This is a genomic window from Salinicola lusitanus, assembly GCF_003206045.1.
GTDB lineage: Bacteria > Pseudomonadota > Gammaproteobacteria > Pseudomonadales > Halomonadaceae > Salinicola > Salinicola lusitanus.
Map to the genome: position 1 here is coordinate 320,746 of NZ_PZJM01000006.1, position 23,598 is coordinate 344,343.

The window sequence follows — 23,598 nt, forward strand, 5'->3', positions numbered from 1 at the left end:
ATCCTTGGCATAATGCTGCGCTTTCTCTCGTTGTTCCCCGTCTGGAGTCGACATGACCGCCTGGAACAAGCTGCTGGTCGCGACGACGCGGCTGCTGGATCTACACGACAGCGCCCACGAACCGGGCTCGCCCTTCGTTCAGGTCTCCCAGGAGCAGCGTCGCGGCCTTCGCGACGGCTACTGGCTCGACCTGGGCTGCCTGCTGCTGGACTACCTGCTCGAGGTGGACTTCGCCACCAACAGCGCCTTCGTCACCCAGCGTCGCTGCCTGGCCCACCTGCGGGGGGATTATCCCGAGCTGCCCGCGGACGACCTGAGCTTCGTCATCAACCTGCTGGCGACCCCCAGCGAGATCCACTATCGGGAGTGGCAGCCGGATGCCGCCGACAGCGGGACCGATGAAGGCGAAACCTCACCGGGAACGCGCAGCGGCCGCAGCACCAAGCGCACGGCGTTGATCGAGAAGCAGGGCCAGACCGGCCAGGTGCGATTGACCCCCAGCGGTCGCCAGGCAGTCACCCTGGCCAGCCAGGTCGAGGACCTGCTCTATTCGGAGTATGACGCCGCCAAGGTCATCGCTGCGCTCTCGCGTGGGGACTACGCCCGCGTGCCCGACATCACTCAGCAGATCCTGATGGCGATCCGCGCGCTGACCCAGGAGCTGCGGCGGGTTCGCGAGAACCCGACTCACGAGGGCAAGCTGGCCGCGCTGCTGGACAACGAGCGTCACTACCACAATGCGTTGAGCACCATTCAGAGCACGCTGCTCAGCGCGCGTTCGCAGCTCTCGACGCCGACCCTGACCGCCCATTTCGAGGCCTGGGCCGAGCGCCAGGAGGAGGAGTGGGACCTGCGCATGCTCTCCGCCACCATCGGCCGTGTGTTGAACGCCATCGAGAATCTCTCCCGGCGACTCTCCGAGCTGCTGTCGGATATCGCCGAGGGGCGGATCCAGTCGATGGGCGTGATCGACTTCGCTGGGGTGGCGCACCAGTTGCTGCTCTCGCCGCCCCCCGAGCGTCTGCAGGATGCGGTGGTCGCGCGGATGATGCCGCTCGGCACGCAGGTGGCGATGCCACGGGTGGAGACGTTGCTGCCGCTGGTGGAAACCCGTCGCGCCGAGCGCAGCGGGGCGGCGCTGGTCTTCGACGAGGCCAGTGACAGACCCAGCGCCGATCCGCTGCTGGCGCGCTATCTCAAGGCGCGTGGCCCGGCCCTGCGCCGGCGTCTGCGCCAGTCGCCGCTGTCGCTGCCGGACGCCCTCAGCGAGGGCTGGCACCACTTCGAGGCGGGGTCGGACTCGGCGCACGCCGAAACCCTGGACTGCCTGCCGCAGCTGCTCAATACCTTCGTCGATACCCAACTGCTCGACGACCAGCTGAGCGTCGGTATCGACGACACCCCATTCGCGATCGCGCTGCCCGACGGCCGCCGCATCGAGGGCGCGGTGACGCCCTCGCTTCGCCTGCGACCGGCGCCAACGAAAGAACAGGAAGTCTGACTGATGAACATGATGGAAATGGGTGAAGTCGTTGCCTATCTGTTGCGCTACCGAACCGCGGAACGAGTCCCCAGCGGCGGTCGCAAGCGCCGCGCCGCGCGCGAGGGCCAGCTCTCCGAGCGCGACGTCTGTGCCCTGATCGACGATGCCCAGGAGAACGAGCGCGAGGCGCTGCGGGACTTTCTTGCCGGCCAGGGGCTGCGGCTCAAGGCGTTCGAGTCCGGCGACTATCCGGGCATCGCGCCGGGATCGCGTTTCTTCGCGCTGCTACCGGATCCCGAGCTCGAGCAGCCGCCGCTCTACACCCGTGAAGCGGTATTCGAGGCGCTCAAGCTGCGCCAGGAGAGCCGGGCCGAGCTGGCATTGTGGTACCTGCAGCTGTGGCTGTTGCTGCACACCCTGATCTACACCCGGCTGAACCGCGCGCTCTCCGACGTCAGCCGCTATCAGGAGGCCACGTTCGTCACCCGCGAGCTGGTCGAACTGGTGCGCGATCAACTGGAGACGCTGCGCGGCCTGGGCGATCGGGCACCGGAGAACAGCCGGGTGCTGCTCGACGAGCGCGGCGAGGACATCCCTCGCCGGGTCAAGGCGTTCATCGATCTGCTGGTGCGTGCCGGCCATCTCGAGGCGGTCCGCGAAGCCGCCGACGAGGATGTCTGGCAGCAGACCCTGCTGGGCGCGCTGGAGGCCGAGCAGATCGGGGTCAACCACCTGACCCACCTGATCGAACTGACCTCCACCGAGTCCTCGGACCGGCCCTTTGAAGGTGCCGGGCAGGAACTCGCCGACGAGGCGCCGGCGCAGGATGCGGACGAGGGCTCTCGGGATGCCGACGTCGACGGCGGCGAAGAGTCCGAGATACGCGCCGCCGACATGTTCGACCAGCCGACGGAAGACGCGAATGGCTCGACGACCGAGAACGCCGAGGAGAATCGCCGGTGAGTGTCATCAACCGTATCGAGATCGCCAACCTGCTCAACAAGCACGGTGACATCGCTTCGCCCTGGGAAGCCAAGATGCGCCACCTGCTGCTGGACCTGCGCGGACAGTCGAGCGCGATCAGCATGGAGAACGGCTTCGGCAAGACCACCATGGCCGAGGCCCTGATCGGCATGCTCTCCCGCGATCGCCAGCTCCTGACCCGGACCCGGCGCAAGTGTTCGCCGTCGAAGGTCAACGGCGAGGGTCGCAGCTGGACGCACCTGCGCGTCGAGTTTCGCGCCCAGGACAGCGCCAGCCAGCAGGACGACATGCTTGCCGTGGCCGGCGAGGAAGTCGCCGGCGAGACCTTCGTGTTCGGCATGTACGGCTACAGCGACGGCAGCGGGCTGGTGTTCTACCACTATCCGGGCAGGCTGGCCGACGTGCCGGTGCATCACATCACCCGCGATGGCAAGCTGGCGCTCTACGCCAATGCCGACTTCCAGAGCACGATGCGCGCGCAGGGAGTGACCCGAGCCCACAACCGCGAGGAGTGGCTGGAAGCGGTGGGAGCGCATATCTCGCGCCGTGAACTGGCGCAGATGGCGGCGTTCCAGAAGGAGGGCGGTGCCGACAAGAGCCAGATCTTCAACGCGATCAAGCCGCGGGCCGGCGAGAAGGCCGATCAGGCGTTCTTCTACGAAGTGCTGGCGCCACAAATTCTCTCCGGGGCGACTCGCGGCGAGACCGACGAGGAAGAGGAGCTGATCGAGGATGTAATCCTCAACTCCGGCACCCGGATCACCGAACTTCGCCATCGGCTGGCGGAAGCCGAGAGCGATCAGCAGCGCGCCAGCGACAAGGTCGAGCGGCTGGCCACCTTGAACGAAGAGGGCGAGGGTCTGCTCGAGGCGCGTCGCCAGTTGACCGAGCTCGATGCTTCGCTGCTCGAGGCCGAGCGACTGCTGGGCGGGCAGGCGCTGGCGCCGCTGCCGGGCCTGCCGGGAGGCAGCGGCAGCGTCGAACAGGCAGCGCCCGCCAAGGAGGCGGCCGACAACGCGGTTGGGTTTGCCTGGGTGGCCGGCGATACCGAACGGCCGCGGGTCTCCACCTGGCTGCTGGCCAAGCTGTCGCGTCAGGCCGAGCGCAACGTGCGGCTGGCGCTCTCCGAGCGCGGCGCGCGAGTCGACACGCATCGTCGTCTGATCCACCTGCCGCAGGCGGCCTGGACCACGGCCCGCGACATCGGCCATGTCTCGTTCGACCAGGCGCGGGCCTGGCTGGCGGACAGCCACGCCTTCAATGACGACGCCTCGCGCTATCGTGCTCTCGGCCTGCTCGATGACGCCGCCGAGGCGTTCGAGTCGATGGATGGCAACCGTTTCCGCGAAGAGGTGATCGCCGACCGCGAATATCGCCGTTCGCTGCGCCTCGATGCCGAGCAGTTCGACGAGGAGATGGAGCGGCTGGAGCAGGAGCGCGAGCAGTTGGAATCGCGCCAGCGCGACTTCATCGACAATCAGAGCGTCTACACCCAGGCGCTGGCCGAGGGGCTCTTCACCGAGGCCGAACTGGAAACGCCGGAAGCCACCCGCGAGAGCGCGCAGGCGAGGTTGGCCGAGGCGCGCAAGGCGCATGCCGACCACCTGGGGCGGATTGGCGAGCTGAAGCAGCCGGCGCAGTGGTACGAAGCGTTCCTTGCCGAGCACCCCGATACCTCACCTGACGAACTGCTGGCGACCAAGGAAGCGCAGCAGGAGCAGCTGGAAGCGCAGCTCGACGATTGGGACGCGCAGGCAAACTCACTGGATAGCCAGCGCGAGACGGTTCGCGAAGCGCTGCAGGTGCGACGCGAGCAGCGCCAGCGCCTGGAAGGGGAGCTGGCGCCGCTGGCCTCCGGCCGGCAGGCCTGGCAGACCTTCGCCGAACTCTGGCCCGAGCATTCGGCGGTGGGGTTCTGGAGCGAGCGCAAGAATGCGCTGGCAGCACACGAGCAGGCGCTGGCCGAGAGCCGTCGGGCCCAAAGCGATGCCCAGGCGCGTCTCGAACGGCTGGCGCCGCTCAGGGACGCCGCCGAGCGTTATCGTCACTGGCATGGCGAGGCCTCGCCGGTGCATCTGCGGGACACCCTCTATCGCCAGTCACGGGAAGCGCAGGATGGGCTGTATCGACTCGACCAGCAGGTCCAGCAACTCGGGACTCTGCAGCAGGCGCTGCAAGACTTCCGGGAACTCAGCGAACAGGCGCCGTCGGCCTGGCTCAAGGATGCCAAGGCGCGCTATCCCCGCCTGCTGCGAGAGCAGGAGACGCTGGCTGCCGCCATCGACGCGCGCGAGCAGTATCTCGAAAGCTTGAGCGGCGACCCCCTGGCCCGGCTCGCTTCCGAGGCCGAAGCCCGGGCGTGTCTCGATGCCCGGGAGATCGCCTTTCGCCCCCTCCACGAGGTGCTGGCCGCTATCGAGGCGGAAGATGGCCAGCGCCGCGACTGGCTGGCCCAGGCTGCCGGCCAGCTGTTCGCGCCGGTGGTCGAAGGCGAGGACAACGCCCGCGAAGCGTCGCAGTGTCTGGTCGATGCCGGCTGCGGCGTTCCGGTGCTTGAGGCCGGTCGCCTGCAGGCAACGCTGGCACGTGGCGAGTTGCCGCTGGGGGCGGTGCAAGGTGTGGAAACGCTGGCGGTCAAGGCCGCGCTCGATCCCGCTTATCTGACCGCGCTGCGGGAGGAGACCCAGCAGCGTCTCGCGGTCGACCGTGAACGCCGGCTGGCGTTGGAAGCCGAGGTCCAGCGACTCGACCCCCACGGCGAGCGTTTTCATCTGGCGCTTCAGGCCGACGAAGCGGTCAGCCAGGATGTCGAAGTGCAACTGGCGGCGCTGGAGGAGCAGCGCGAGCGGGCGGAGAGCGAACGGCAGGCGCTCGAGCCGCGCTTGAGCGAGGCGGCGATGAAATCGATCGACGACTTCCAGCGCTTTCTCGAGGAGGGCGGCGAGCCCGCGCTGGAAGCGGCCGTCGAGGAGAGCGAGACCGCCGCGGCTCGTATCGAGACGCTGAGTCCGCAGCGCGAGCAGGCCGCCAGGGAGCTGGAGACCCACGGTGAGCTCTGGCTGGCGGCGGAGCGGTTCGCCGCGGCCGGCGGTGTCGAGCGACTGGAGGAGATCGATGCCAGCCTGGCGGCGCTGACCGAAACCCTGACCGAGCACGAGGAACGGTTCGCCGAAATCGCGCTGCAGAGTGAAGAGTTGAACGCCCGTCGCGACGAGTGTCGCGAGCAGTTGCGTCATCTGTTCGCCGACGGAGAGCGTGAACGTCTGCGCCGCCTGGCAGCGTTCGTCGCCGAGGAGGGACCGGGCTTCATGCGCGATGCCGAGACGCGGGAAACGGCGCTGGCGGCCGCCCTGGCCCAGGCCAGCCGACGAGCCGACTTCGATTTCGCGCGGATCCGGGCATTCCTGGATGTCCGCGACGACCAGGGGGGCAATCGCACCCTGGAACGCGATATCGGCCGCCTCAAGCAGTCGCTCAAGGAGGCCCGGGAGCGGCGCAAGACCAATGGCCGCGAGCAGGGCGTGGTGGAAACCCGCGTGGCCCGTCACCAGCAGGCGCTGATGGTGGTGGATCAGCTGGCGGTGGCGTGGCTGGAGGTCTTGCGTCAACTGCCCGAGGGCTGGCTGGAACGTGCCGCTGCGGACGCCACGGCTCGCTGGCCGGCGGTGGGTGTCGATGCGCCACGGCTCGACGCGGCCATGGACGAGTGGTGCCAGTGGCTGGCATCGGCACTGGACGATCCCGGCGAGAAGACGGATGCCGCCGCGTTCGACCTCGAGGCCTTGGAGACCTGTCAGCAGACCCTGCTGGAAGGGCTGGGCGGGCTCAACCTTGGCGAGCGTGCCCGCAACCGGGAGCGCCAGGCCCGCGATGTGACGGCCCGGGAGAAGGCGCTGGCCTTGTCGCTGGAGTCGGCCAGTGCCAGTCGACTGTTCAACGAAACCGAGCGCGCGCGACTGGATACGCTGGAGGGCGTCAGCCACGCGGCGCTGGAGTCGCTGCGCGGCCTGCACCGTCAGTTGGGAGGGCAACTGGATGAGCATCGCCAGCGTGTGGCCCGGTTGCACGCCTCCCGGGAGCAGATCGAGGACACCCTGGTCGAGCGCCTGAGTTCGATCATCATCGACGCGGCCGGCAATCTGGAGATTCTCAAGCGTGTCGCGAAACGCTCCAGCGGTGGCGGCGCTTACTTCGAGGTCAAGGCCGACCTGATCGCCGACGAGTCGGTGCGGGAGCTGATCCAGCAGTTGCTGGCGGACATCGACGCCCATCTCGCGGTCCAGCGGCGGCGCCTCGAGCAGGTCGGCGATGGCGCGCAGGCCAAGGGTGGCCGCGACGACGAACTGACCCGCCAGATCCGCCGGCGCATCTACCGCGGGCTGTTCTGCGACGTCACCATCCGCCTCAAGCACGATGCGATCCGTCCCCACGGCCGGCTGTTCTCGCTCAATGAGGACATGTCGGAAGGCCAGCGCGAGGCGGTCTCGCTGATGTGGCTGGTGAAGCTCTCCGAATTCGCCATCGAGCGCGAGCTGCGCGAACTGCCCGGCAGCCACAAGCGGCGGGCCCGTGCCAGCCGCGAGAGTGTCATCCTGCTCGATGGCCTGTTCTCCAAGCTCTCCCACCGCCGCCTGATCCAGGATTCGCTGGAGTCGTTGCGCAACACCCGAGGGCGTTTCCAGATGATCGGCCTGATCCACAACCCCAACTACGAGAACGATCCGAGCATCTTCCCCACCTATCTGGTCGGCAGCGTGATTGGCGGCCAGCAGGGGCAGGGCGGTCACGTCATCGTGCGCGAGGGGCAGGCAGTGGCTCCCGAGGAGACCGGTCGGGGTAGCGGCGAAGCCAGCCTGTTCGGTATCCACGTGACCCCGGCTCCGGTGGAGTGATCGGCAAGGCCCGGAAAATGGCCCAGTCTCATGACACTCGCGGCGATGAAGTAAGGTAAAAAAAAGGGCCTGCCGCTGTGGCAGGCCCTTTTTCTCTCACGTGAGTTTCAGCCTTCAACACTCTTCGTCGCTCGTGGTCCGGATCAGCGCGGCGAGTCGTAACGTCCGCCGCGACCGTTGGAGTAGACCACCTGCCATAGCTGGAGATCCCGCGCCCGGAAGGCGCCGGCGCAGGAGCCGAGATAGTAGAGGAACATCCGCTTGACCCGCTCCCCGTAGTTGCCGGCGATCTCGTGCCAGTGGGCGAGCAGGTTCTCCTGCCATGCCATCAGCGTGGTGTCGTAGTCGGCGCCGAAGTTCTGCCAGTCTTCCATCACCAACTTGCCTTCGCTGGCGTCGGCGACCTGCTGGACCGAGGGCAAGATGCCGTTGGGGAAGATGTACTTGTTGATCCAGGGGTCGACGCTGACATCGTTAGTGTTGGAGCCGATCGTGTGCAACACGAATAGGCCACCGGGCTTCAACAGCCGTTTGACGGTATCGAAGTAGGTGGCGTAGTTGCGCTGACCGACGTGTTCGAACATGCCGATCGACACGATACGGTCGAATTCGCCGCTGAGCTCGCGATAATCCTCGAGCAGTATCTCCACCGGCAGCCCGGCGCAGCGTTCACGGCCCAGCTTTGCCTGCTCCTCGGAGATGGTGATGCCGGTGACTTCGACGCCGTACTGGCGGGCGGCGTGCTCGGCGAAGCTGGCCCAGCCGCAGCCGATGTCGAGCACTTGCATGCCAGGCTCGAGATCGAGCTTGCGGCAGGCGAGATCGAGCTTGGCGATTTGTGCCTCGTGCAGTGTTCGGGCTTCCTTCCAGTAGCCGCAGGAGTAGCAGAGCGTCTCGTCCAGCATGCGAGTGAAAAGATCGTTGCCGAAGTCGTAGTGCTCCTTGCCGACGATATAGGCCCTTGCCTTGCTCTGCAGGTTCATCAGGCTCGACTGCAGTTTGTAGACGATGCGCTCGGCGGTGGTATGCGCAATGCTGCCGAGCCCGTGACGCAGCAGGCGATGAATCATCTCGTCGATGCGATCACACTCCCACCAGCCATCCATGTAGGCTTCGCCGAAGCCGATGGATCCCTGGCGGATGACTCTCGAGAAGAGATCGGGATGGTGGACGCGGATATCCCAGGGTTGATTGCCATTGAGGGTGACGCCGGAGCCCTCGAGCATTCTTGCGAGGGTCTGGCGGGCGCGGGTATCGGGCAACGCGACGGGGGCGATAGGCGTATTACTGGTCATATTGTTTCCTAGCAAGGGGCGCAATGCGTACCCCGGCCGCCTGAAAACATCGTTTCGTTCGAACGACGAAAAATAACCATTTGACTTGCGGATTCGACCGCGCTGACGCGTTTTTTCGGTCATTTTCCACTCGCTTGAAACGGCCCGAAGGATCAAGCTATGGCGGCGGAGGCGTGGTGCGCCATGGTCCCTGTTCCCTACTGGCCATGCGGTATCCGAAGCCGCCGTGTTCGCCGACATTCCAGACACAGCCCAGCCTGATGGTATTAGCCATATTTACATTGCGTGCTAACGTCTTTGCCGTCAATAAGCCTAGCGCTATTGTCACGATAGTCCAGACCGGATTGTGCTTTTTACAGAGGATCCGTTGCATCGATACACTGGATCGGCCCCGGTCGAATCCACCCACCGGGCGGGGCCGGGATGCGAACGGCACAGTACCGCGCAACGGAAAAATCGATCAGAGGAGCGAAGTCATGCACGTCATCGTCGATCTATGCGTCGTGCCGCTGGGGGTCGGGGTCTCGGTGTCGACCCATGTGGCGGAATGCCAGCGAATCATCGAGGCGTCCGGTCTCCATCACCGGATGCACGCCTACGGCACCAACATCGAGGGGCCATGGGACGAGGTGATGGCTGTGATCAAGGCATGCCACGAAGGGGTTCATGCGATGGGAGCGCCACGTATCACCACGACGTTGAAGATGGGGACGCGGACGGATCGCGAGCAACGCATGGATGACAAGGTCGAAAGTGTCGAGGCCCTGCGCCGCTGACGCTGTCCGACATTAACAACGTCTGAAGAGCGCCTAAGCTCGACCATGTCGCGTCCGAACCGGCTCACCGAACAACGTTCAGGACGGCCCGGTCTCTCCCTCGCTGGCGGTTTTTCGGATGGAGCCTTGGCCGCGTCGACGGGTGATCAAGGCCTGGAGGGTAGTCGCCGGCCGTAATGGCCGGCGAGAGGGGATCAGCCGCAGCGAATGGTCCAGGTCACCTTGTAGCCATCGCCTTCCTGGGTAGCGGCCTGGAGTTCGGTATCCTCGTCTACCGTCGCACCCTCGAGTTGCTGATTGGTGCTGGCGGCCTTGCTCGAGTCCTCGCCGGGCCCCATCGTCTGCTGTTTCACGATCACGAACTTGTCGTAGTCCTGCGCCTCACACTGCTCCAGGGCGCGCTCCTTGGCATTGCTCATCGCCTCGTCCTGATCGTCGCCCAGTCCGGTCACGACATAGCGAGTCGCCTCTTTCTCGACCGAGCTGCTGTCGCTGGCGCAACCCGCGAGAGTGCCCAGCGTAAGCAGGCCGGCCAATACCATCCAGATCGGTGTCGTTGCCATCGTCGTCTTGCTCATGTCACTGCTCCTTGTGTCACGGTGTTCCATCGGCCCGCCATGATGCCCGGCGGTGCCGGGTTATCATTCTAGTGTAGAATCTGGGCTGCCATTCGCAAGCCCGTGAATGACGTAAGTCTTTCTACGGCCGGGAAAATGTCGCCTTTGTGCGACGTGTTGCCGATCAGGCCGAGGCAGTCGGCGTCGCTTCCGGTGCTCTCAGCCACGTATCGCCGGCAGACAGCAGGTGCGCGGTCAGGGCATCGAGCAGCTCGCCGCCGTGACGCCAGAAGTGCCAGTAGAGCGGCACATCCAACGGGCGCTGCGGGTCGAGATCGACCAGATCACCACTCGATAGCCAATCGCTGCCCTGGCACTCGGGGATCATGGCATAGCCGATACCGGCGAGAGCCATGTGCAACACGCCTTCCGACGATGGGCAGAGGTGGTGCGGAAACGGATCCTTGAACCCGTGCAGGTCGAGGTAGCGCTGATGCAGACGATCCTCTGGTCCGTAGAGAATCGCTGGCGCCCGCTCCAGCGCCTGCTGGGAGATGCCCTCCGCGAAATGACGCTCGGCGAATCCGGGGCTGGCCATGACGCGGTAGCGCATGGCGCCGAGGGCGCGCGACCGTGCACCCTGGACCGGTCGCGCGGTAGCACAGATGCAGCCGGCCACCTCGCCATCGCGCATGCGGCGCAGCGCTACCTCCTGATCGTCCACCACCAGGTCCAGCAGCACGCCGCGACGATGGCAGAAATCGCCGAGGGTCGGCGCCCACCAGGTTGCGAGACTGTCGGCGTTGATCGCCAGCCTGAGCCGCTGCGTTCCCTCTCCCAGCGCCGGGATCCGGTCCAGCAGATCATGCTCCAGCAGCCGCACCTGCTGGGCGTGATTGAGAAGTCGCTGGCCCAGCGGGGTCGGCAGCAGGCGCGGGGTGCGGACGACCACCGGCTGGCCCAGACGCGCTTCCAGCAGCTTGATTCGTTGGGAGACTGCCGACTGGGTCAGATTGAGCTGTTGAGCGCCACGATCGAAGCCGCCTTGATCGACGATGGCGGAGAGAGCTTCAAGGAGTTTGTAATCCAGCATCAAGTTTTCTAATGCCTCATTAGCTGATTCATTTTTATTAATAGACGATGTCGCCGCATGATGCGAATCCCCGTGCCTTCACGCCGTCACATGAGACACCGTCATGATCACCTCCGTCATCCAGGGTTTGCTGGTCGGCTTCACGCTGATCGTGGCCATCGGGGCGCAGAATGCGTTCGTCCTGAGGCAGGGTCTGCGTCGCGAACACGGCTGGCTGGTGGCCGGGATCTGCGCCTGTTGCGACCTGGCGCTGGTAGCCGCTGGGGTGGCGGGCCTCGCACCGCTGATCGCCTCGAGCGCTACCGCGCTGCAACTGGCTCGGTGGGGTGGCGTCGGCTGGCTCGTGTGGCAGGCGGCGATAGCGTGCCGTCGTGCAATGCGCCCTCGGCACCTGGAGGTGGCAGCGACCGCGAACGACCTCTCCGCGACGCCGGCGAGGCCGGTGATCCTGGCGACCCTGGCGGTCACGCTGCTCAATCCCCACGTCTATCTGGACACGGTGGTGATGCTGGGCATCATCGGTGGCCAGCAGCCGAGTCCGGCCGGGTTCGTGGCCGGAGCCTCGCTGGCGTCGCTGGTCTGGTTCTTCGGCCTGGTCGGAATGGCCCATTGGCTGTCGCCAAGACTTCAGGACCCGCGATGGTGGCAGGGCATCGATATCGCCGTCGGCACAATCATGCTGGTGGTCGCCTGGCAGCTCGCGACTCGCACGCTGTGAACAGTGGCTAGCCAATCTGAATTTCGCCCCTGGCGTAGCGCACGCCCCTTGCCTGCCGTGTCGCCAGGAAATAGCCCACGGAGAGCGGACCCACACGCCCCAGCAGCATGGTCAGCCCCAGCAGGAACTGTCCCGGCAGCGAAAGATCGCTGGTGATGCCCCGGGAGAGTCCCACGGTGCCGAAGGCAGATACGGTCTCGAACGCCAGGTCGAGAAACGACTGCTCGCCGTCGGTGATGGTGAGCCCGAACAGCGTCAGCACTACCAGCAGCACCCCGGCCAGCGCCACCGTGATCGCCTTGATCACCGTCTCCTGGGGGATCGAACGGCCGAAGGCCGTCGGGTGTTCGGTATTGCGGTAGAACGCGCGGGCCGTCAGCAGCAATACCACGAAGGTGGTGATCTTGATGCCGCTGGCGGTGGAACTGGAGCCGGCACCGATGAACATCAGCACCATCACCAACAGTGTCGAGGCGTCGGTCAACGCGCCGATCTCCAAGGTGTTGAAGCCGGCCGTACGCGGGGTGACGGCCTGGAACCAGGCTGCCTGCAGCTTGGCGAAGCCATCTTCCAGGCCGCCCAGGGTGCCCGGGTTGGACCACTCCAGGCCGAGCAGGATCGCGGTGGCGATCACGTTGAGCCAGAACGTGGCCAGCAGGACGACCTTGGTCTGCATCGCCAGGCGCGACCAGCGACGATGACGATAGAGATCGCTGACGACCACGAAACCCAAGCCGCCGACGATGAACATCAACGTCACCGTGGCATTGACGAGCGGGTTGCCGACCTCCTGGATCAGGCTGTCGGAAAAGGTCGAGAAGCCGGCGTTGTTGAACGCCGAGACGGCGTGGAAGAGGCTGTGCCACAGGCCCATCGCCAGCCCCTGTTCCGGCACCCAGTGGCAGGCCAGCAGCAGCGTGCCGATGGTCTCGGTGATGAAGGCGAAGGCGATCACCAGCTTGACCAGGTCGCGGATGTCGCTGAAGGCGATCTCCCCCAGCGCCTCGCGGACGAGGTTCTGCTGGCTCAGCGGTAGCCGCGTGCCCAGCAGCAGCACCGTCAGCGCGGCAAAGGTCATGAAGCCCAGGCCGCCGACCTGGATCAGGACCAGGACCACCAGTTGGCCGATGAATGTCAGGTCCTTGCCCACGTCGATCACGCTGAGACCGGTGACGGTGACCGCGGAAGTCGCCGTGAACAGGGCCTCGTGCCAGGCCAGGGGGCGCGTCGCACTGCCGGGAAGCCACAGCAGCAAGGCGCCAGCGGCGCAAAGCAGGGCGAACCCGAGCAGCAGTATTTCCGGCGGCGATAGCCTGATCACACCGCCGTGCGGGGCGCGGCGGAAGGGCTGCTTGAGTCGTTGCCAACGTCTCACGTGCGAGCTCCAGCATCCCTGTTGGGGCAATTGGCGAGCGCCTCGAGACCGTCTCGGTCGGCGGATGACAACCAGCTCATATCTGTTTGCCGATTTCGCGCAGCGCTTGCAGGTCGCCCATCAGGATCAGGCTGTCGCCGGAGCGGAGTGGCGTGTCGTCATCCGGATTGCGAATCACCTCTTCGCCCCGCTTGATGGCGACCAGAAACAGCGCCTCGGGATCGATCGACAGGTTGGCGACGCTGGCGCAGTTCTCTACCAGGCGGTCGGTGGTCTCGATCTCGACGATGAACTGGCGCTCGCCCAGCCGGATGAAATCGACCATGGCATGATAGTTGAGGCTCTCCGCGACCCGCACGCCGACGTCGTACTCCGGGTAGACGACCCGATCGGCGCCCAGCCGCTTGAGCAACTTGTAGTGGGCATCGGAGTGCGCCTTGGCCCAGATCTCCTTGGCGCCCAGCTCCTTGACGTGGAGCGTGCAGGTGACGCTGGCCTCGACATTGTCGTCGACATCGATCACCACGACATCGTAGGCATCCAGCGAGAGCTCGCCGAGCGCCTTCTCGTCGGTGAGGTCGGCGATCACCGCATGATCGAGCGTGTCCGACAGCGCATCGACCCGCGTCTCGTCGGCGTCGACCCCGAGCACCTGGTTCTGATGACGTTTGAGTTCGCGTGCAACGGTGCTGCCGAAGTAGCCCAACCCCAGAATGGCGAAGTGCCGGGACATCGGAATCTCCTTGTCGATCGATGCCGGTAATGCCGACCGGCGAGTGGGCGGGATCATCGCTGTGGGCCAAGCTTTGCACAAGCCCCGGCATCCTAACAATCACGACCCGGTCGCGCATGTCCCGCGCCGACGCTACAATCCTCCGCCGCATCGTCCGCCATCGGGCGACTCCTTGCGCCGTACCCGGCTTCGATACGGGCTGGCCCATTCAGGCCGTCCACTGGAACGAAAGAGGAAGCATGACCGCAATCGCACGACCCAAGAACCTGTGGCTGGGACGCTGGGGCTTCGTCCTGGCGGCGACTGGCTCGTCCGTGGGCCTGGGCAATATCTGGAAATTCCCGTACATGACCGGCGAATACGGTGGCGGCGCCTTCGTCATGGTCTACCTGGTCTGCATCGCGGCCATCGGCGTGCCGGTGATGATGACCGAGATCGCGCTGGGGCGCAGAGGCCGGGGCAGTCCGGTGGATGCGATCCGGCGGGTGGTGCGGGAGTCCGGACGCAGCGGGCTGTGGTCGGGACTTGGCTGGATGGCGATGCTGTGCGGTTTCATGATCCTGTCGTTCTACGTCGTGGTTGCCGGCTGGGCCGTCTCCTATCTGTGGAAGTCGCTCAGCGGCGGCCTGACGGCCGATAGCGTCGAGGGCATGGCGGCCATCTTCGGTGCCAACAACGCCAACCCGTGGAATCTCGGCTTCTGGAGTACGCTCGTTACCGTGGCGACAATGGCGATCGTCGGGCTGGGTGTCCAGGCGGGCATCGAGCGCAGCGTACGCTGGATGATGCCTGGCCTGGTGGTCATGCTGGTGGTGATGATCGTGTACGCGGTGTTCTCCGGCAGCTTCGGTGCCGGCGTACAGTTCCTGTTCGCCTTCGACCCCGGCAAGCTCACCGGGCAGGCCATTCTGGCGGCAATGGGGCACGCCTTCTTCACCCTGTCGCTGGCCTCCGGCGCGATTCTCACCTACGGCGCCTACCTGCCGGCGGATCAATCCATCGGCCGCACCACGCTGGTGGTCGCTCTCTGCGACACGCTGGTGGCACTGATGGCAGGGTTGGCGATCTTTCCCGTGATCTTCGCCAACGGCATGGACCCGGCTTCCGGTCCCGGTCTCATTTTCATGAGTCTGCCGTTGGCATTCCAGCAGATGCCGCTGGGCGGGGTGATCGAGACGATCTTCTTTTTGATGCTGACCGTGGCCGCGCTGACCTCCGCCATCTCGATGATCGAAGCCACGGTCGCGTGGCTGAACGAAAGTCATGGCCTGTCGCGGGTCAGGGCGGCCTGGGGCGTCGGCATCCTGCTGTGGATCGTGAGCACGCTGGCGATGCTGTCATTCAATGTCGGAGCGGACTGGAAGCTGGCGGGACGCCACTTCTTCGACTGGCTGGATTTCCTGACCTCGCGCTTCCTGATGCCGCTGGGCGGCCTGGGAACGGCGCTGCTGGCCGGCTTCGTGCTACGTCGAGAGAGCCTCGAGGAGGAGTTGGGGCTGCCATCGGCCCTCTACGCCCTGTGGCGGTTCACCGTCCGCTACGTCTGTCCGGTGGCGATCGTGATGGTGTTCCTGGATGCCCTGGGGGTGCCGAACTCAGGTTTCGACTGGCGTTGGCTGGCAATGGTGCTGGTGCTGGCGGTGCTGGCGGAGGTCGCCCTCGCTCGCCTGACACGTCGGGCGTGAGCCTGGTGTCACGCCATGGGCGGGCCTTGCGGCCCGCCCGACATCGTCTCAGTCGTCGATTTCCCAGGTCACGCTGACGCCGGCGTCGATACTGATCTCGCCGCTGCGATATTCGGCCGAGCTGGCGCTGTCGGCCTCGGCGGCGCGCATCATCATCTGCGGCTGATAGCGGGGCGCCGTGGTCTCCTCGATATTGACGACGTCGCCCAGGTCGACATTCAGGGTGTCGGCCATCATCTCGGCCTTCTGGCGCGCGCGCTCCAGCGCTTGCTTGAGGGCACGGTCGTCGGCCGCGTCGCTGTCCTGCAGACCGTAGCTGACACCGTCGAGGGAGTCGACGCCAGCGGTGGTCAGGGCATCGAGCACCCGTGGCAGCCGGTCGAGGTCGTTCAGCGTCAACGACACCGACCGCTCGATCCGGGTACGCACCTTCGGCGGCGGGCCGTCGTCACCCCGACTGCCGGTCTGGACGATGTCCGGGCGCACGCTGAGGGAGCCGGCACGGATCTGCTGGCTGTCGATGCCGGCATTCTCCAGGGTACGGATCAACTCACCGGTGCGGCTCTCCAGCCGATCACGCGCTGTCTTGATGGCGTCACTGTCGCCCGAGGACTCCTCTCCCTGAACCTGGGCCGGCGTCAGCTCCCACAATCGCGCATTCAGCGTTGCCTGATCCGGGGCGACATCGATCGTGGCGTTGGCCTGGACATGGAGCTGGTGTGGCGTCTTGTCGGCGAGCGCCGGTGTGGCCAATGCCACGGTCGCCACCATCCCGGCGAGCCCCAGGCCCAGGTGACGGGCCAGGCGACTCCGGCGGGATGAAGTGTGGGCCGAACGATTGAACAGAGCGTCTCGAGACATGGAACTTCCTCTATCGAAAAACGGATGTCGTGCAAGATGTGGGCGCTGCATAGACGCCTCCGGCGTCATTCGGTTCCCATGCTATGCTCGCCGACACCTTCAGCCCAACTCGTAGAACCGATGATGCGCTCTCTTTCCCCATTGCGGCATGCCGTGATGTCGTGCTTCCGGTGGTGGCCAGCGCTCGCCGCCATCGGCGCGCTGTTTTTGCCGCTGCACGCGCTGGCGGCGAGAGACCTCATCAGCGTCGAGGACGACAGCGGGCGTACCGTCGCGCTGGCCCGGCCCGCCCAGCGCATCGTGGCGCTGGCGCCGCATCTGGTGGAGATGAGTTATGCCGTCGGCGCCGGCGGCCAACTGGTCGGCGTCATCGAGGGCAGCGACTATCCATCGGCGGCGAGAGAGATCGGCCGGGTCGGCAGCTACCGTGGCATTCCCCTCGAAGCGATCGTCGCCAAGCAGCCGGATCTGGTGCTGGTCTGGGGCAGTGGCACCCCGGCATCGCTGATCGAGCAACTGGATCGGCTGGGCATCCCCGTTTACCGCAGCGAACCGCGGCGCCTCGGACAGATCGCCGGCGATCTGCGCGATATCGGTCGACTGACGGGACACGACGCTGCCGGAGAACAGGCCGCCTCGCGGTTCGAGGACGGGCTGAGACGCAGTTCACAGACGTTGTCGCCGGTACCGCGGGTCTTCTATCAGTTGGGGCAGTCGCCATTGACCACGCTGGCCGGCGGGCAGATCGTAACTCAGGTCATTCGTCACTGCGGTGGCGTGCCGCTGTTCGAAGAGGCTTCGGTGCTGGTGCCGCAGATTGGCTGGGAATCGCTGCTCGAAGCGCAGCCGGAGATCATCCTGGCAGCCGGTGCCGACGACCGCTGGAAAGCGTTCTGGGCCGGCCGTGACGAGCTGCCGGCGGTGCGCAACGACGCGTTGTACACCTTGGACCCGGATACGATCAGCCGCCCCGGGCCGCGCATGATCCAGGCGGTGCGAGAGGTGTGCAGAGCTCTGGGCGGAGATCGCGGTCGATAGTCTCGACAAGCCTTGGAACAACGTGGGCGAGGCAGGCAAGACAAGGCAAAACGGCCATGCCAACGCAGATCGCTTTTCTCAGTAGTCGATGCCGCGGCGCGCCTGCACCCCCGCATCGAAGGCGTGCTTGGTGTCGTGCATGTCGGTGACCGTGTCCGCCATCTCGACCAGCTCGCGATGGGCGTTGCGCCCGGTGACGATGACGCTCTGCTCCGGCGGGCGATCGGCGATGGCGCGCTTGACCGTATCGATGTCGAGATAGCCGAACTTGAGCATGTAGGTGATCTCGTCGAGCACCACCAGGTAGACCTCGGGGTCGGCGAGCAAGCGCTCGGCTTCCCGCCAGACCTCGAGGCAGGCGGCGGTGTCGCTGTCGCGGTTCTGGGTATCCCAGGTGAAGCCCGTGGCCATGACGTGGACCTCGAGATGGGGATCCTCGACCAACCGCTCGCGCTCGCCGCACTCCCACAGCCCCTTGATGAACTGGATCACGCCGACACGGTAGCCGTAGCCCAGCGCTCGGGTCACCGTGCCCCACGCCGCCGTGGTCTTGCCCTTGCCGTTGCCGGTGAAGACCAGCAGCAGGCCGCGCTGCTCGGTAGCGGCGGCGACCTTCTCGTCGACATGGGATTTGAGCTTCTGCATGGCTTGCTGATGACGCTGCTGGCGATCGCTCATGGGCGACTCCGGTTGCTGATGGTCGGGAGGGCAGGGCCGTGGCGAACTCAGGGCCTGTGCAGCGGATAGCCCAGGGCACTGGCGATCTGCTCGGCATGGTCGTTCACCCAAGTCGAGGAAATGGGTCCCCAGTCACGGATCACGTAGCGGCCGATCTGATGGCGTTCGCCGCGGGACTGCTCGAACTCGCAGCGGATATCGAGTTCCGCGAGCGCTGTCAGGGTGTCCTGGGCCGTGCGGCGCGGCATGCCACTGAGCTCGACGATGGCCGGAACGCTGGCTGCGACGCCGGCATCGATCAGGTGGGCGACGTAGAGGCGGCGATAGAAACTGGTTCGGGTCTTGCTCAACGGCATGCTTGGACTCGTCGTTAGGGGAATTGTGCCAGATGCTACGCCAACGCTTCCCGTTCGACGACCACCGGACTTGCGGTGGTGACGGCTATCAAGCGGCCATGGCATCCAGCATCAGCTCGCGGTAGTCGAGCAGCCAGGTGACGAACTGGTCGATTCCTTCCTCCAGGGAGACTCGAGGGGTGTAGTCGATGACCGATCGCAGCTTGTGAGTATCCGCCCAGGTTCGCTCGACATCACCCGGCTGCATCTGCTTGAAATGTCTTGTGGCGTCGACTCCCAGACGCTTTTCAAGCGTGTCGACGAAGTCGAGCAGGGCGATCGGCTTGCCGCGGCCCAGGTTGTAGATTTCGTGTGGCGCGGGCCGGTCAGCGTCGGGATGTGGTGCATGAGGCAGCAGCCGCACGATGCATTCGACCACGTCGTCGATATAGGTAAAGTCCCTCGCCATGCGACCGTGATTGAAGATCTCGATAGGCTCTCCCCGCAGCAGGCTCGACGCGAACAGGCAAGGTGCCATGTCCGGGCGTCCCCACGGGCCGTAGACCGTGAAGAATCGCATCCCGGTGGCGGGCAGCCGGTGCAGGTCGGCGTAGCTGTAGGCCATCATCTCGTTGGCGCGCTTGGTGGCGGCGTAGATCGACGCGGGCTGGTCCACCGGGTCGGTTTCCCGGAAGGGCAGCGTCTTCTGGCGCCCGTAGACCGAGCTGGAGGAGGCGTAGAGAAGATGTTCGATGTCGTGTCGCTTGCACACGTCGAGCAGGTTGAGAAATCCCGTCAGATTGCTGCGGCCGTACTCGTGGGGATGCTCCACGGAGTGGCGTACCCCGGCCTGCGCCGCGAGATTGACGACATGGGTGAAGCGTTCGCGCGCGAAAAGCGTCTCCAGCGATTCGAGGTCCGCGATATCCATGCGATGGAAGGGAATGCCCGTCAATCGTTCCCTGCGCGCTTGCTTGAGCGACACGGCGTAGTAGTCGTTGAGATTGTCCAGCGCGACGACGCTGTGGCCCTCGCGAGCGAGGCGGTCGGCGAGGTGAAAGCCGATGAATCCGGCCGCGCCGGTGACGAGAATTTTCATGCTGGTTCCTGTATTGAAAGAATCTTCACCGCTCGGGCCGGTGAGCCGCGACCGAATTCTACCAGTCGCAAGCGGGTCGTCGGGGACTAAATGACAGCGCGATGACAGGCACGATGTCCAGCTTTCCGCCACGATAGTCGAACACATGGGCGGCGCCATCCTGGGCGATCAGCGGGCCCAGGTCGCGCTCTCGACCCACGATCCAGCCGGTCGGAGACTGTTGCCCGAACTGGCAGAGATCGGCGGGATTGCCGGAAAGCGTAACCAGTGGCCTTTCCAGGCGTCCGGCAAACTGGAAGGTGGCCTGATAGTTGTCGCCATTGAAGGCGACGGGAACACCGCTGGCTTCGAGCCTGGCCAACAGCCTGCTCGGCGCGCCGATGTCGTAGTGGCTCCAGAGCGGGGCCAGCACCAGTTGAGCCGTTATCAGCGTGGCGACAGCCGTGCCCAGCGCGAGGCCGCGGGTAGCCTGGGCGCTGCTTCGCCAGCGTTGCCGCCATACGATGGCGGCGAACGCGAGCAGCACTAGTGCGCCGAAAGGCGAAATCATCGAGCCGACGACCTCGGCGCGGCCGAACCCCGCCAGGCCGAGCGCCGCCACGCCCAGCAGCATTATCGCCGCTGCCGCCGACCGTAGGCTAAATGGCTTGTCCGGGGCGACCTGACCCAGGCGGTCCATGACCAGCAGCGCCAGTGCAGGCAGCAGCGGCATCAGATAGTGGATCTGCTTGCCGCTGATCAACGAGAAGACCAGTAACGGTGCGGCCAGCCAGATCCAGGCCAGTCGCTGATGGCGCTGCCGGGGGAGGCGTGGCCACCCGGCGGGCCACAGCGACCACGGGAAGGTCAGCAATGGCAGCCACGGCAGGTACCACCACGCCGGGCGCGCATGGGCCATGGCGTGCTGCAGGCGGTCGACACTCTGACCCCAGAGCAGGTCCTTGGCGTAAGCGGCACCGCCCAGCCAGGCGGCGGACAGCGCCCAGGCCAATAGCATCGAGATCCCGAGCACCAAGGCGAAGGCCAGGCGCCGCCGGCCGGGCCCACCCAACGGCGAGGCGCGCCAGAGCGGAATCGACAGCAGAATCGGCACCAGCGTCACGAAGGCCGCCGGCCCCTTGGCCAGCAGCGCCAAGCCTAGCCACAGGCCACTGATGATGGCCTTGCGTGAGGTGAACTGACCCGCTATCAATGGCGAGATGGCGCCCAGCAGGCAGGCACTCAGCAGTACGTCGAACATCAATGCGCCAGCGTAGAGATTCCACATCAGCATGGCGCCAAGCACCATCGGGGCCAGACGCGCCTGACTACCGGCGTAACCCAGTCGGCGTGCGATTCGATAGAGATGGATCATCGCGATCAGTGAGGCCAGCGGCGAGATCGACTTGGGCCACCAGTCATTGACGCCGAACAGCGTCCAGCCCGACTGGATCAGCCAGAACAGCAGCGGAGGCTTGTCGGCGTAGGCTTCGCCATTCATGAGCGGCAGCCAGAACGAGTGGTTGTGCCACATCTCCCAGGCCACCGAGACGTAACGTGTCTCGTCGATCGGCATCAGCGGCCTGAACAGCGCGCAGGCCAGCGACATCGCCCACAGCACGAGGATGACGAGGGCGTCTCGATGCCTGGCCTGCAACCGTAGCGTGTACGATAAGGGCGAAAATTTCTGGATGCTGATCACGCGATGACGTCCCGAGGTGGCTTCGAGAGGCCACTTTGGCGCCGCTGGCTTAACGAAACATTATCCGGCAGGCAAGACGGTCGGCATCCGGCTGGGTAGCCCATCCACAGGAATATCGAGGCAGGATGTGATAAGAAATCGTTAAGCCAGGTGTGCCTCAATGGAGGAGAAGAGCGAGATCCCCCGGATCTCCACGGGTAAACCAAGACGGAAACCGCAATGCGCGTATTGTTGGTGGAAGATGACCCCTTGCTGGGTGACGGCATCCGCACTGCCCTGATCCGAGAGGGCTACGTCGTCGATTGGCTGCTGAAAGGTCGCGACGCACTGGAAGCGGTGCGCGTCGAACCGTTCTCGCTGGTCATTCTCGACCTGGGACTGCCGGATGTCGATGGGTTGATGGTATTGAAGGAGATGCGTCGGCAGCATTCGATCCCGGTCCTGATCCTGACCGCACGCGACGCCGTCGAGCAGCGCATCCAGGGGTTGGATGCGGGCGCCGACGACTACGTCCTCAAGCCGTTCGATCTGCAGGAGCTGCTGGCGCGGATGCGGGTGGTGACCCGTCGCGCCGAGGGGCGTTCGACCCAACTGCTCTCGATTGGACAGTTGACGATCGATGAGTCGCAGCATGTGGTCAGTTGGCGAGGCGACACGATCACCCTCGGGCGCCGTGAGTTCGCGTTGCTGCTGGAACTGGCCAGAAACAGCGACAAGGTGATGTCCCGGCCCAAGCTGGAAAGCCTGCTCTATGGCTGGGGGGAGGAGGTCGGCTCCAACGCGCTCGAAGTCCATGTCCATCACTTGCGGCGCAAGCTCGACAAGCACCTGATCACCACCGTCAGAGGGATCGGTTATCGCCTGGATAGCCGCGTGGCATGACATCGATTCGCCGCTATCTCAATTTCACCCTCGCTGGTGTTCTGCTTCTGGTCATGGCGCTGGCCGTGACCGCCGCCTACCTGATCACCCGTCATGAGATGGAAGAGATCTTCGACGCCCAGTTGAGCCTGCAGGCGCGCGTGGTGTCGGGGCTCGTCGATACCGACACCAAGCCGCAAGCCTATGCCGCCATCGCGGAGCAGCTCTCTCAGCCGGGCCATTTCGCCCACTGGTATGGCCAGGCCGAGGCGGAGCTCTCTCCGGATACCGACCCGAAGCTCTACGATCACGAGGAGCGGATGCTGTCAGTGGGCTTCTGGGACGACGAGCTTCACCCCATCCTGCTGGGTTCCCGCTGGGGCGAAAATGACGAGGGATTCCCTCCGCCACGCAAGACCGGACATCGCTGGGTCACCTACGAGGGTCACCGGTGGCGGGTCTTCAGCATGCCGGTGGATGGTGGTCGCTGGATCAGCGTCGGTTTGAGAGAGTCTTTTCAGGACGAGCTGTCCAACAAGGTCGCGCTGGGCAATTTCATACCGCTGCTGCTGGCGCTGCCTGTTCTGATCTGGCTGATTGCGCGGCTGATCCGACGTGGCCTGGGGCCCATCGATCATCTATCGCGCCAAGTCAGATCACGGGACGAAAAGGACCTCAGCCCGATCCGGGTGGCGGTACCAAGGGAGTTGCAGACCCTGCGTGGCGCGCTCAATGACTTCATCGATCGACTCGCCCAGACGCTGGAGCGCGAACGCCGCTTCACTGCCGATGCCGCCCACGAGCTGCGCACGCCACTGGCCGCGATGAAGATTCATCTGGACAACGCCCGCTTCGGTGAGCCCAGTGCGCTGGACAAGGCCTACAACGGCATCGAGCGGTTGCAGCGAGTGGTCGAACAGCTGCTGCTGCTGGCCCGGCTCGATATTGACCAGCCACGACCGGCTCCCGAACCGGTCGCGTTACCGGCGCTGGTCATGGATCTGGCTGCCGATCTATGGCCGCTGGCCGAGTCGCAGCAGCAGGCGCTGGAAATCGTCGAGGGCAAGCCCGTCACCGTGATGGGCAATGCCACCGAGCTGGGGATCCTGATCCGCAACCTGATGGACAACGCGCTGCGTTACACCCCGCCGGGAGGGCGGGTCGTCGTGACCGTGGGGATCGACGGCCAGCGAGCGTGGTTGAGCATCGAAGACTCCGGGCCGGGAATCCCCGAATCGATGCTGGAAGCCGTGACCCAACGCTTCCAGCGGGCCTCCGACCAGCGCATCAGCGGCAGCGGTCTGGGGTTGTCGATCGCCGTCGAGATCGCCGAGCGCCAGCGCCTGAGCCTGTCTCTCGCCAACCGCGACGACGGCGGACTGAGGGTGCGGCTCGACTGGTTGGACACCGTGGCCTGAGTCCCTGCCTCGAGCCATGAGTCTGGCCCCGGTTTC

Annotated in this window: 19 protein-coding genes; 9 read left to right on the forward strand and 10 right to left on the reverse strand. The window is 65.4% G+C overall.

Going from position 1 to position 23,598, the window contains the following annotated elements:
• The first annotated feature begins 52 nt into the window (after positions 1–52).
• The 3 genes from DOM45_RS12635 to DOM45_RS12645 are packed head-to-tail and all read left to right on the forward strand — an operon-like array spanning position 53 to position 7,359.
• Positions 53–1,501, forward strand: a complete 1,449-nt coding sequence (locus DOM45_RS12635; RefSeq protein ID WP_110601026.1) for a hypothetical protein — start codon at positions 53–55, stop codon at positions 1,499–1,501.
• A 3-nt stretch (positions 1,502–1,504) separates the two neighbouring features.
• Positions 1,505–2,446, forward strand: a complete 942-nt coding sequence (locus DOM45_RS12640) for a hypothetical protein (RefSeq protein WP_240612383.1) — start codon at positions 1,505–1,507, stop codon at positions 2,444–2,446.
• On the forward strand, positions 2,443–7,359 hold the full coding sequence (locus tag DOM45_RS12645; protein ID WP_110601028.1) for a coiled-coil domain-containing protein: 4,917 nt from the start codon (positions 2,443–2,445) through the stop codon (positions 7,357–7,359). The genes DOM45_RS12640 and DOM45_RS12645 overlap by 4 nt, the downstream gene beginning before the upstream one ends.
• A 143-nt stretch (positions 7,360–7,502) precedes the next feature.
• Here the strand turns inward: DOM45_RS12645 and cfa are convergent, their stop codons facing one another.
• The gene (cfa, locus tag DOM45_RS12650) at positions 7,503–8,654 is read right to left on the reverse strand and encodes a cyclopropane fatty acyl phospholipid synthase (RefSeq protein WP_110601030.1); all 1,152 of its coding nucleotides are present in this window, start codon (positions 8,652–8,654) and stop codon (positions 7,503–7,505) included.
• A gap of 476 nt (positions 8,655–9,130) precedes the next feature.
• Here cfa and DOM45_RS12655 point away from each other — a divergent pair, with 476 nt between their 5' ends.
• Positions 9,131–9,430: an MTH1187 family thiamine-binding protein gene (locus tag DOM45_RS12655; RefSeq protein WP_110601032.1), complete on the forward strand. Its 300-nt coding sequence runs from the start codon at positions 9,131–9,133 to the stop codon at positions 9,428–9,430.
• 194 nt (positions 9,431–9,624) lie between these two features.
• Here the strand turns inward: DOM45_RS12655 and DOM45_RS12660 are convergent, their stop codons facing one another.
• Together DOM45_RS12660 and DOM45_RS12665 are read right to left on the reverse strand one after the other, a co-directional pair.
• Positions 9,625–10,008 carry a hypothetical protein gene (locus DOM45_RS12660; protein WP_110601034.1) on the reverse strand — a complete coding sequence of 128 codons (384 nt, stop codon included), beginning with the start codon at positions 10,006–10,008 and terminating at the stop codon, positions 9,625–9,627.
• A gap of 163 nt (positions 10,009–10,171) precedes the next feature.
• Positions 10,172–11,080 carry a LysR family transcriptional regulator ArgP gene (locus tag DOM45_RS12665; RefSeq protein ID WP_110601036.1) on the reverse strand — a complete coding sequence of 303 codons (909 nt, stop codon included), beginning with the start codon at positions 11,078–11,080 and terminating at the stop codon, positions 10,172–10,174.
• Between the two features lie 103 nt (positions 11,081–11,183).
• Between DOM45_RS12665 and DOM45_RS12670 the strand changes: the two genes are divergently transcribed.
• On the forward strand, positions 11,184–11,798 hold the full coding sequence (locus DOM45_RS12670) for a LysE/ArgO family amino acid transporter (RefSeq protein WP_110601044.1): 615 nt from the start codon (positions 11,184–11,186) through the stop codon (positions 11,796–11,798).
• A gap of 7 nt (positions 11,799–11,805) precedes the next feature.
• Here DOM45_RS12670 and DOM45_RS12675 read toward each other — a convergent pair whose 3' ends face one another.
• A complete protein-coding gene (locus DOM45_RS12675; protein ID WP_110601046.1) occupies positions 11,806–13,173 on the reverse strand; it encodes a TrkH family potassium uptake protein in 1,368 nt (455 codons plus the stop codon).
• Between the two features lie 76 nt (positions 13,174–13,249).
• On the reverse strand, positions 13,250–13,906 hold the full coding sequence (locus DOM45_RS12680) for a potassium channel family protein (protein WP_162302622.1): 657 nt from the start codon (positions 13,904–13,906) through the stop codon (positions 13,250–13,252).
• Positions 13,907–14,145: 239 nt separating this feature from the next.
• Here DOM45_RS12680 and DOM45_RS12685 point away from each other — a divergent pair, with 239 nt between their 5' ends.
• Positions 14,146–15,591: a sodium-dependent transporter gene (locus tag DOM45_RS12685; protein ID WP_110601050.1), complete on the forward strand. Its 1,446-nt coding sequence runs from the start codon at positions 14,146–14,148 to the stop codon at positions 15,589–15,591.
• Between the two features lie 48 nt (positions 15,592–15,639).
• Here the strand turns inward: DOM45_RS12685 and DOM45_RS12690 are convergent, their stop codons facing one another.
• Positions 15,640–16,452: an SIMPL domain-containing protein gene (locus DOM45_RS12690; protein WP_110601052.1), complete on the reverse strand. Its 813-nt coding sequence runs from the start codon at positions 16,450–16,452 to the stop codon at positions 15,640–15,642.
• A gap of 123 nt (positions 16,453–16,575) precedes the next feature.
• Here DOM45_RS12690 and DOM45_RS12695 point away from each other — a divergent pair, with 123 nt between their 5' ends.
• Entirely contained in the window at positions 16,576–17,490 is a 915-nt protein-coding gene (locus DOM45_RS12695; protein WP_157958417.1) for a cobalamin-binding protein, read from the forward strand.
• A gap of 78 nt (positions 17,491–17,568) precedes the next feature.
• Here the strand turns inward: DOM45_RS12695 and cobO are convergent, their stop codons facing one another.
• From cobO to DOM45_RS12715, 4 genes are all read right to left on the reverse strand, one after another.
• Positions 17,569–18,168 carry a cob(I)yrinic acid a,c-diamide adenosyltransferase gene (gene cobO, locus DOM45_RS12700; protein WP_110601056.1) on the reverse strand — a complete coding sequence of 200 codons (600 nt, stop codon included), beginning with the start codon at positions 18,166–18,168 and terminating at the stop codon, positions 17,569–17,571.
• 47 nt (positions 18,169–18,215) lie between these two features.
• Positions 18,216–18,524 (reverse strand): winged helix-turn-helix domain-containing protein, encoded by a 309-nt coding sequence (locus tag DOM45_RS12705; RefSeq protein WP_110601057.1) that lies wholly within the window; start codon positions 18,522–18,524, stop codon positions 18,216–18,218.
• 88 nt (positions 18,525–18,612) lie between these two features.
• Positions 18,613–19,602, reverse strand: a complete 990-nt coding sequence (locus DOM45_RS12710; protein ID WP_110601059.1) for an SDR family NAD(P)-dependent oxidoreductase — start codon at positions 19,600–19,602, stop codon at positions 18,613–18,615.
• 58 nt (positions 19,603–19,660) lie between these two features.
• Positions 19,661–21,283, reverse strand: a complete 1,623-nt coding sequence (locus DOM45_RS12715; RefSeq protein ID WP_157958418.1) for an ArnT family glycosyltransferase — start codon at positions 21,281–21,283, stop codon at positions 19,661–19,663.
• A gap of 219 nt (positions 21,284–21,502) precedes the next feature.
• Here DOM45_RS12715 and DOM45_RS12720 point away from each other — a divergent pair, with 219 nt between their 5' ends.
• A complete protein-coding gene (locus tag DOM45_RS12720; RefSeq protein ID WP_110601063.1) occupies positions 21,503–22,165 on the forward strand; it encodes a response regulator in 663 nt (220 codons plus the stop codon).
• Positions 22,162–23,562, forward strand: coding sequence for an ATP-binding protein (locus tag DOM45_RS12725; protein ID WP_110601064.1), 1,401 nt, complete (start codon positions 22,162–22,164; stop codon positions 23,560–23,562). The genes DOM45_RS12720 and DOM45_RS12725 overlap by 4 nt, the downstream gene beginning before the upstream one ends.
• Positions 23,563–23,598: the final 36 nt, after the last annotated feature.

Excerpts from the sequence above, each read along its gene's own strand:
- DOM45_RS12635 (WP_110601026.1), top strand. The coding sequence starts at position 53 with ATGACCGCCTGGAACAAGCTGCTGGTCGCGACGACGCGGCTGCTGGAT.
- DOM45_RS12640 (WP_240612383.1), top strand. The coding sequence starts at position 1,505 with ATGAACATGATGGAAATGGGTGAAGTCGTTGCCTATCTGTTGCGCTAC.
- cfa (WP_110601030.1), bottom strand. The coding sequence starts at position 8,654 with ATGACCAGTAATACGCCTATCGCCCCCGTCGCGTTGCCCGATACCCGC.
- DOM45_RS12655 (WP_110601032.1), top strand. The coding sequence starts at position 9,131 with ATGCACGTCATCGTCGATCTATGCGTCGTGCCGCTGGGGGTCGGGGTC.
- DOM45_RS12660 (WP_110601034.1), bottom strand. The coding sequence starts at position 10,008 with ATGAGCAAGACGACGATGGCAACGACACCGATCTGGATGGTATTGGCC.
- DOM45_RS12665 (WP_110601036.1), bottom strand. The coding sequence starts at position 11,080 with ATGCTGGATTACAAACTCCTTGAAGCTCTCTCCGCCATCGTCGATCAA.
- DOM45_RS12670 (WP_110601044.1), top strand. The coding sequence starts at position 11,184 with ATGATCACCTCCGTCATCCAGGGTTTGCTGGTCGGCTTCACGCTGATC.
- DOM45_RS12680 (WP_162302622.1), bottom strand. The coding sequence starts at position 13,906 with ATGTCCCGGCACTTCGCCATTCTGGGGTTGGGCTACTTCGGCAGCACC.
- DOM45_RS12685 (WP_110601050.1), top strand. The coding sequence starts at position 14,146 with ATGACCGCAATCGCACGACCCAAGAACCTGTGGCTGGGACGCTGGGGC.
- DOM45_RS12690 (WP_110601052.1), bottom strand. The coding sequence starts at position 16,452 with ATGTCTCGAGACGCTCTGTTCAATCGTTCGGCCCACACTTCATCCCGC.
- DOM45_RS12695 (WP_157958417.1), top strand. The coding sequence starts at position 16,576 with ATGCGCTCTCTTTCCCCATTGCGGCATGCCGTGATGTCGTGCTTCCGG.
- cobO (WP_110601056.1), bottom strand. The coding sequence starts at position 18,168 with ATGAGCGATCGCCAGCAGCGTCATCAGCAAGCCATGCAGAAGCTCAAA.
- DOM45_RS12705 (WP_110601057.1), bottom strand. The coding sequence starts at position 18,524 with ATGCCGTTGAGCAAGACCCGAACCAGTTTCTATCGCCGCCTCTACGTC.
- DOM45_RS12710 (WP_110601059.1), bottom strand. The coding sequence starts at position 19,602 with ATGAAAATTCTCGTCACCGGCGCGGCCGGATTCATCGGCTTTCACCTC.
- DOM45_RS12720 (WP_110601063.1), top strand. The coding sequence starts at position 21,503 with ATGCGCGTATTGTTGGTGGAAGATGACCCCTTGCTGGGTGACGGCATC.
- DOM45_RS12725 (WP_110601064.1), top strand. The coding sequence starts at position 22,162 with ATGACATCGATTCGCCGCTATCTCAATTTCACCCTCGCTGGTGTTCTG.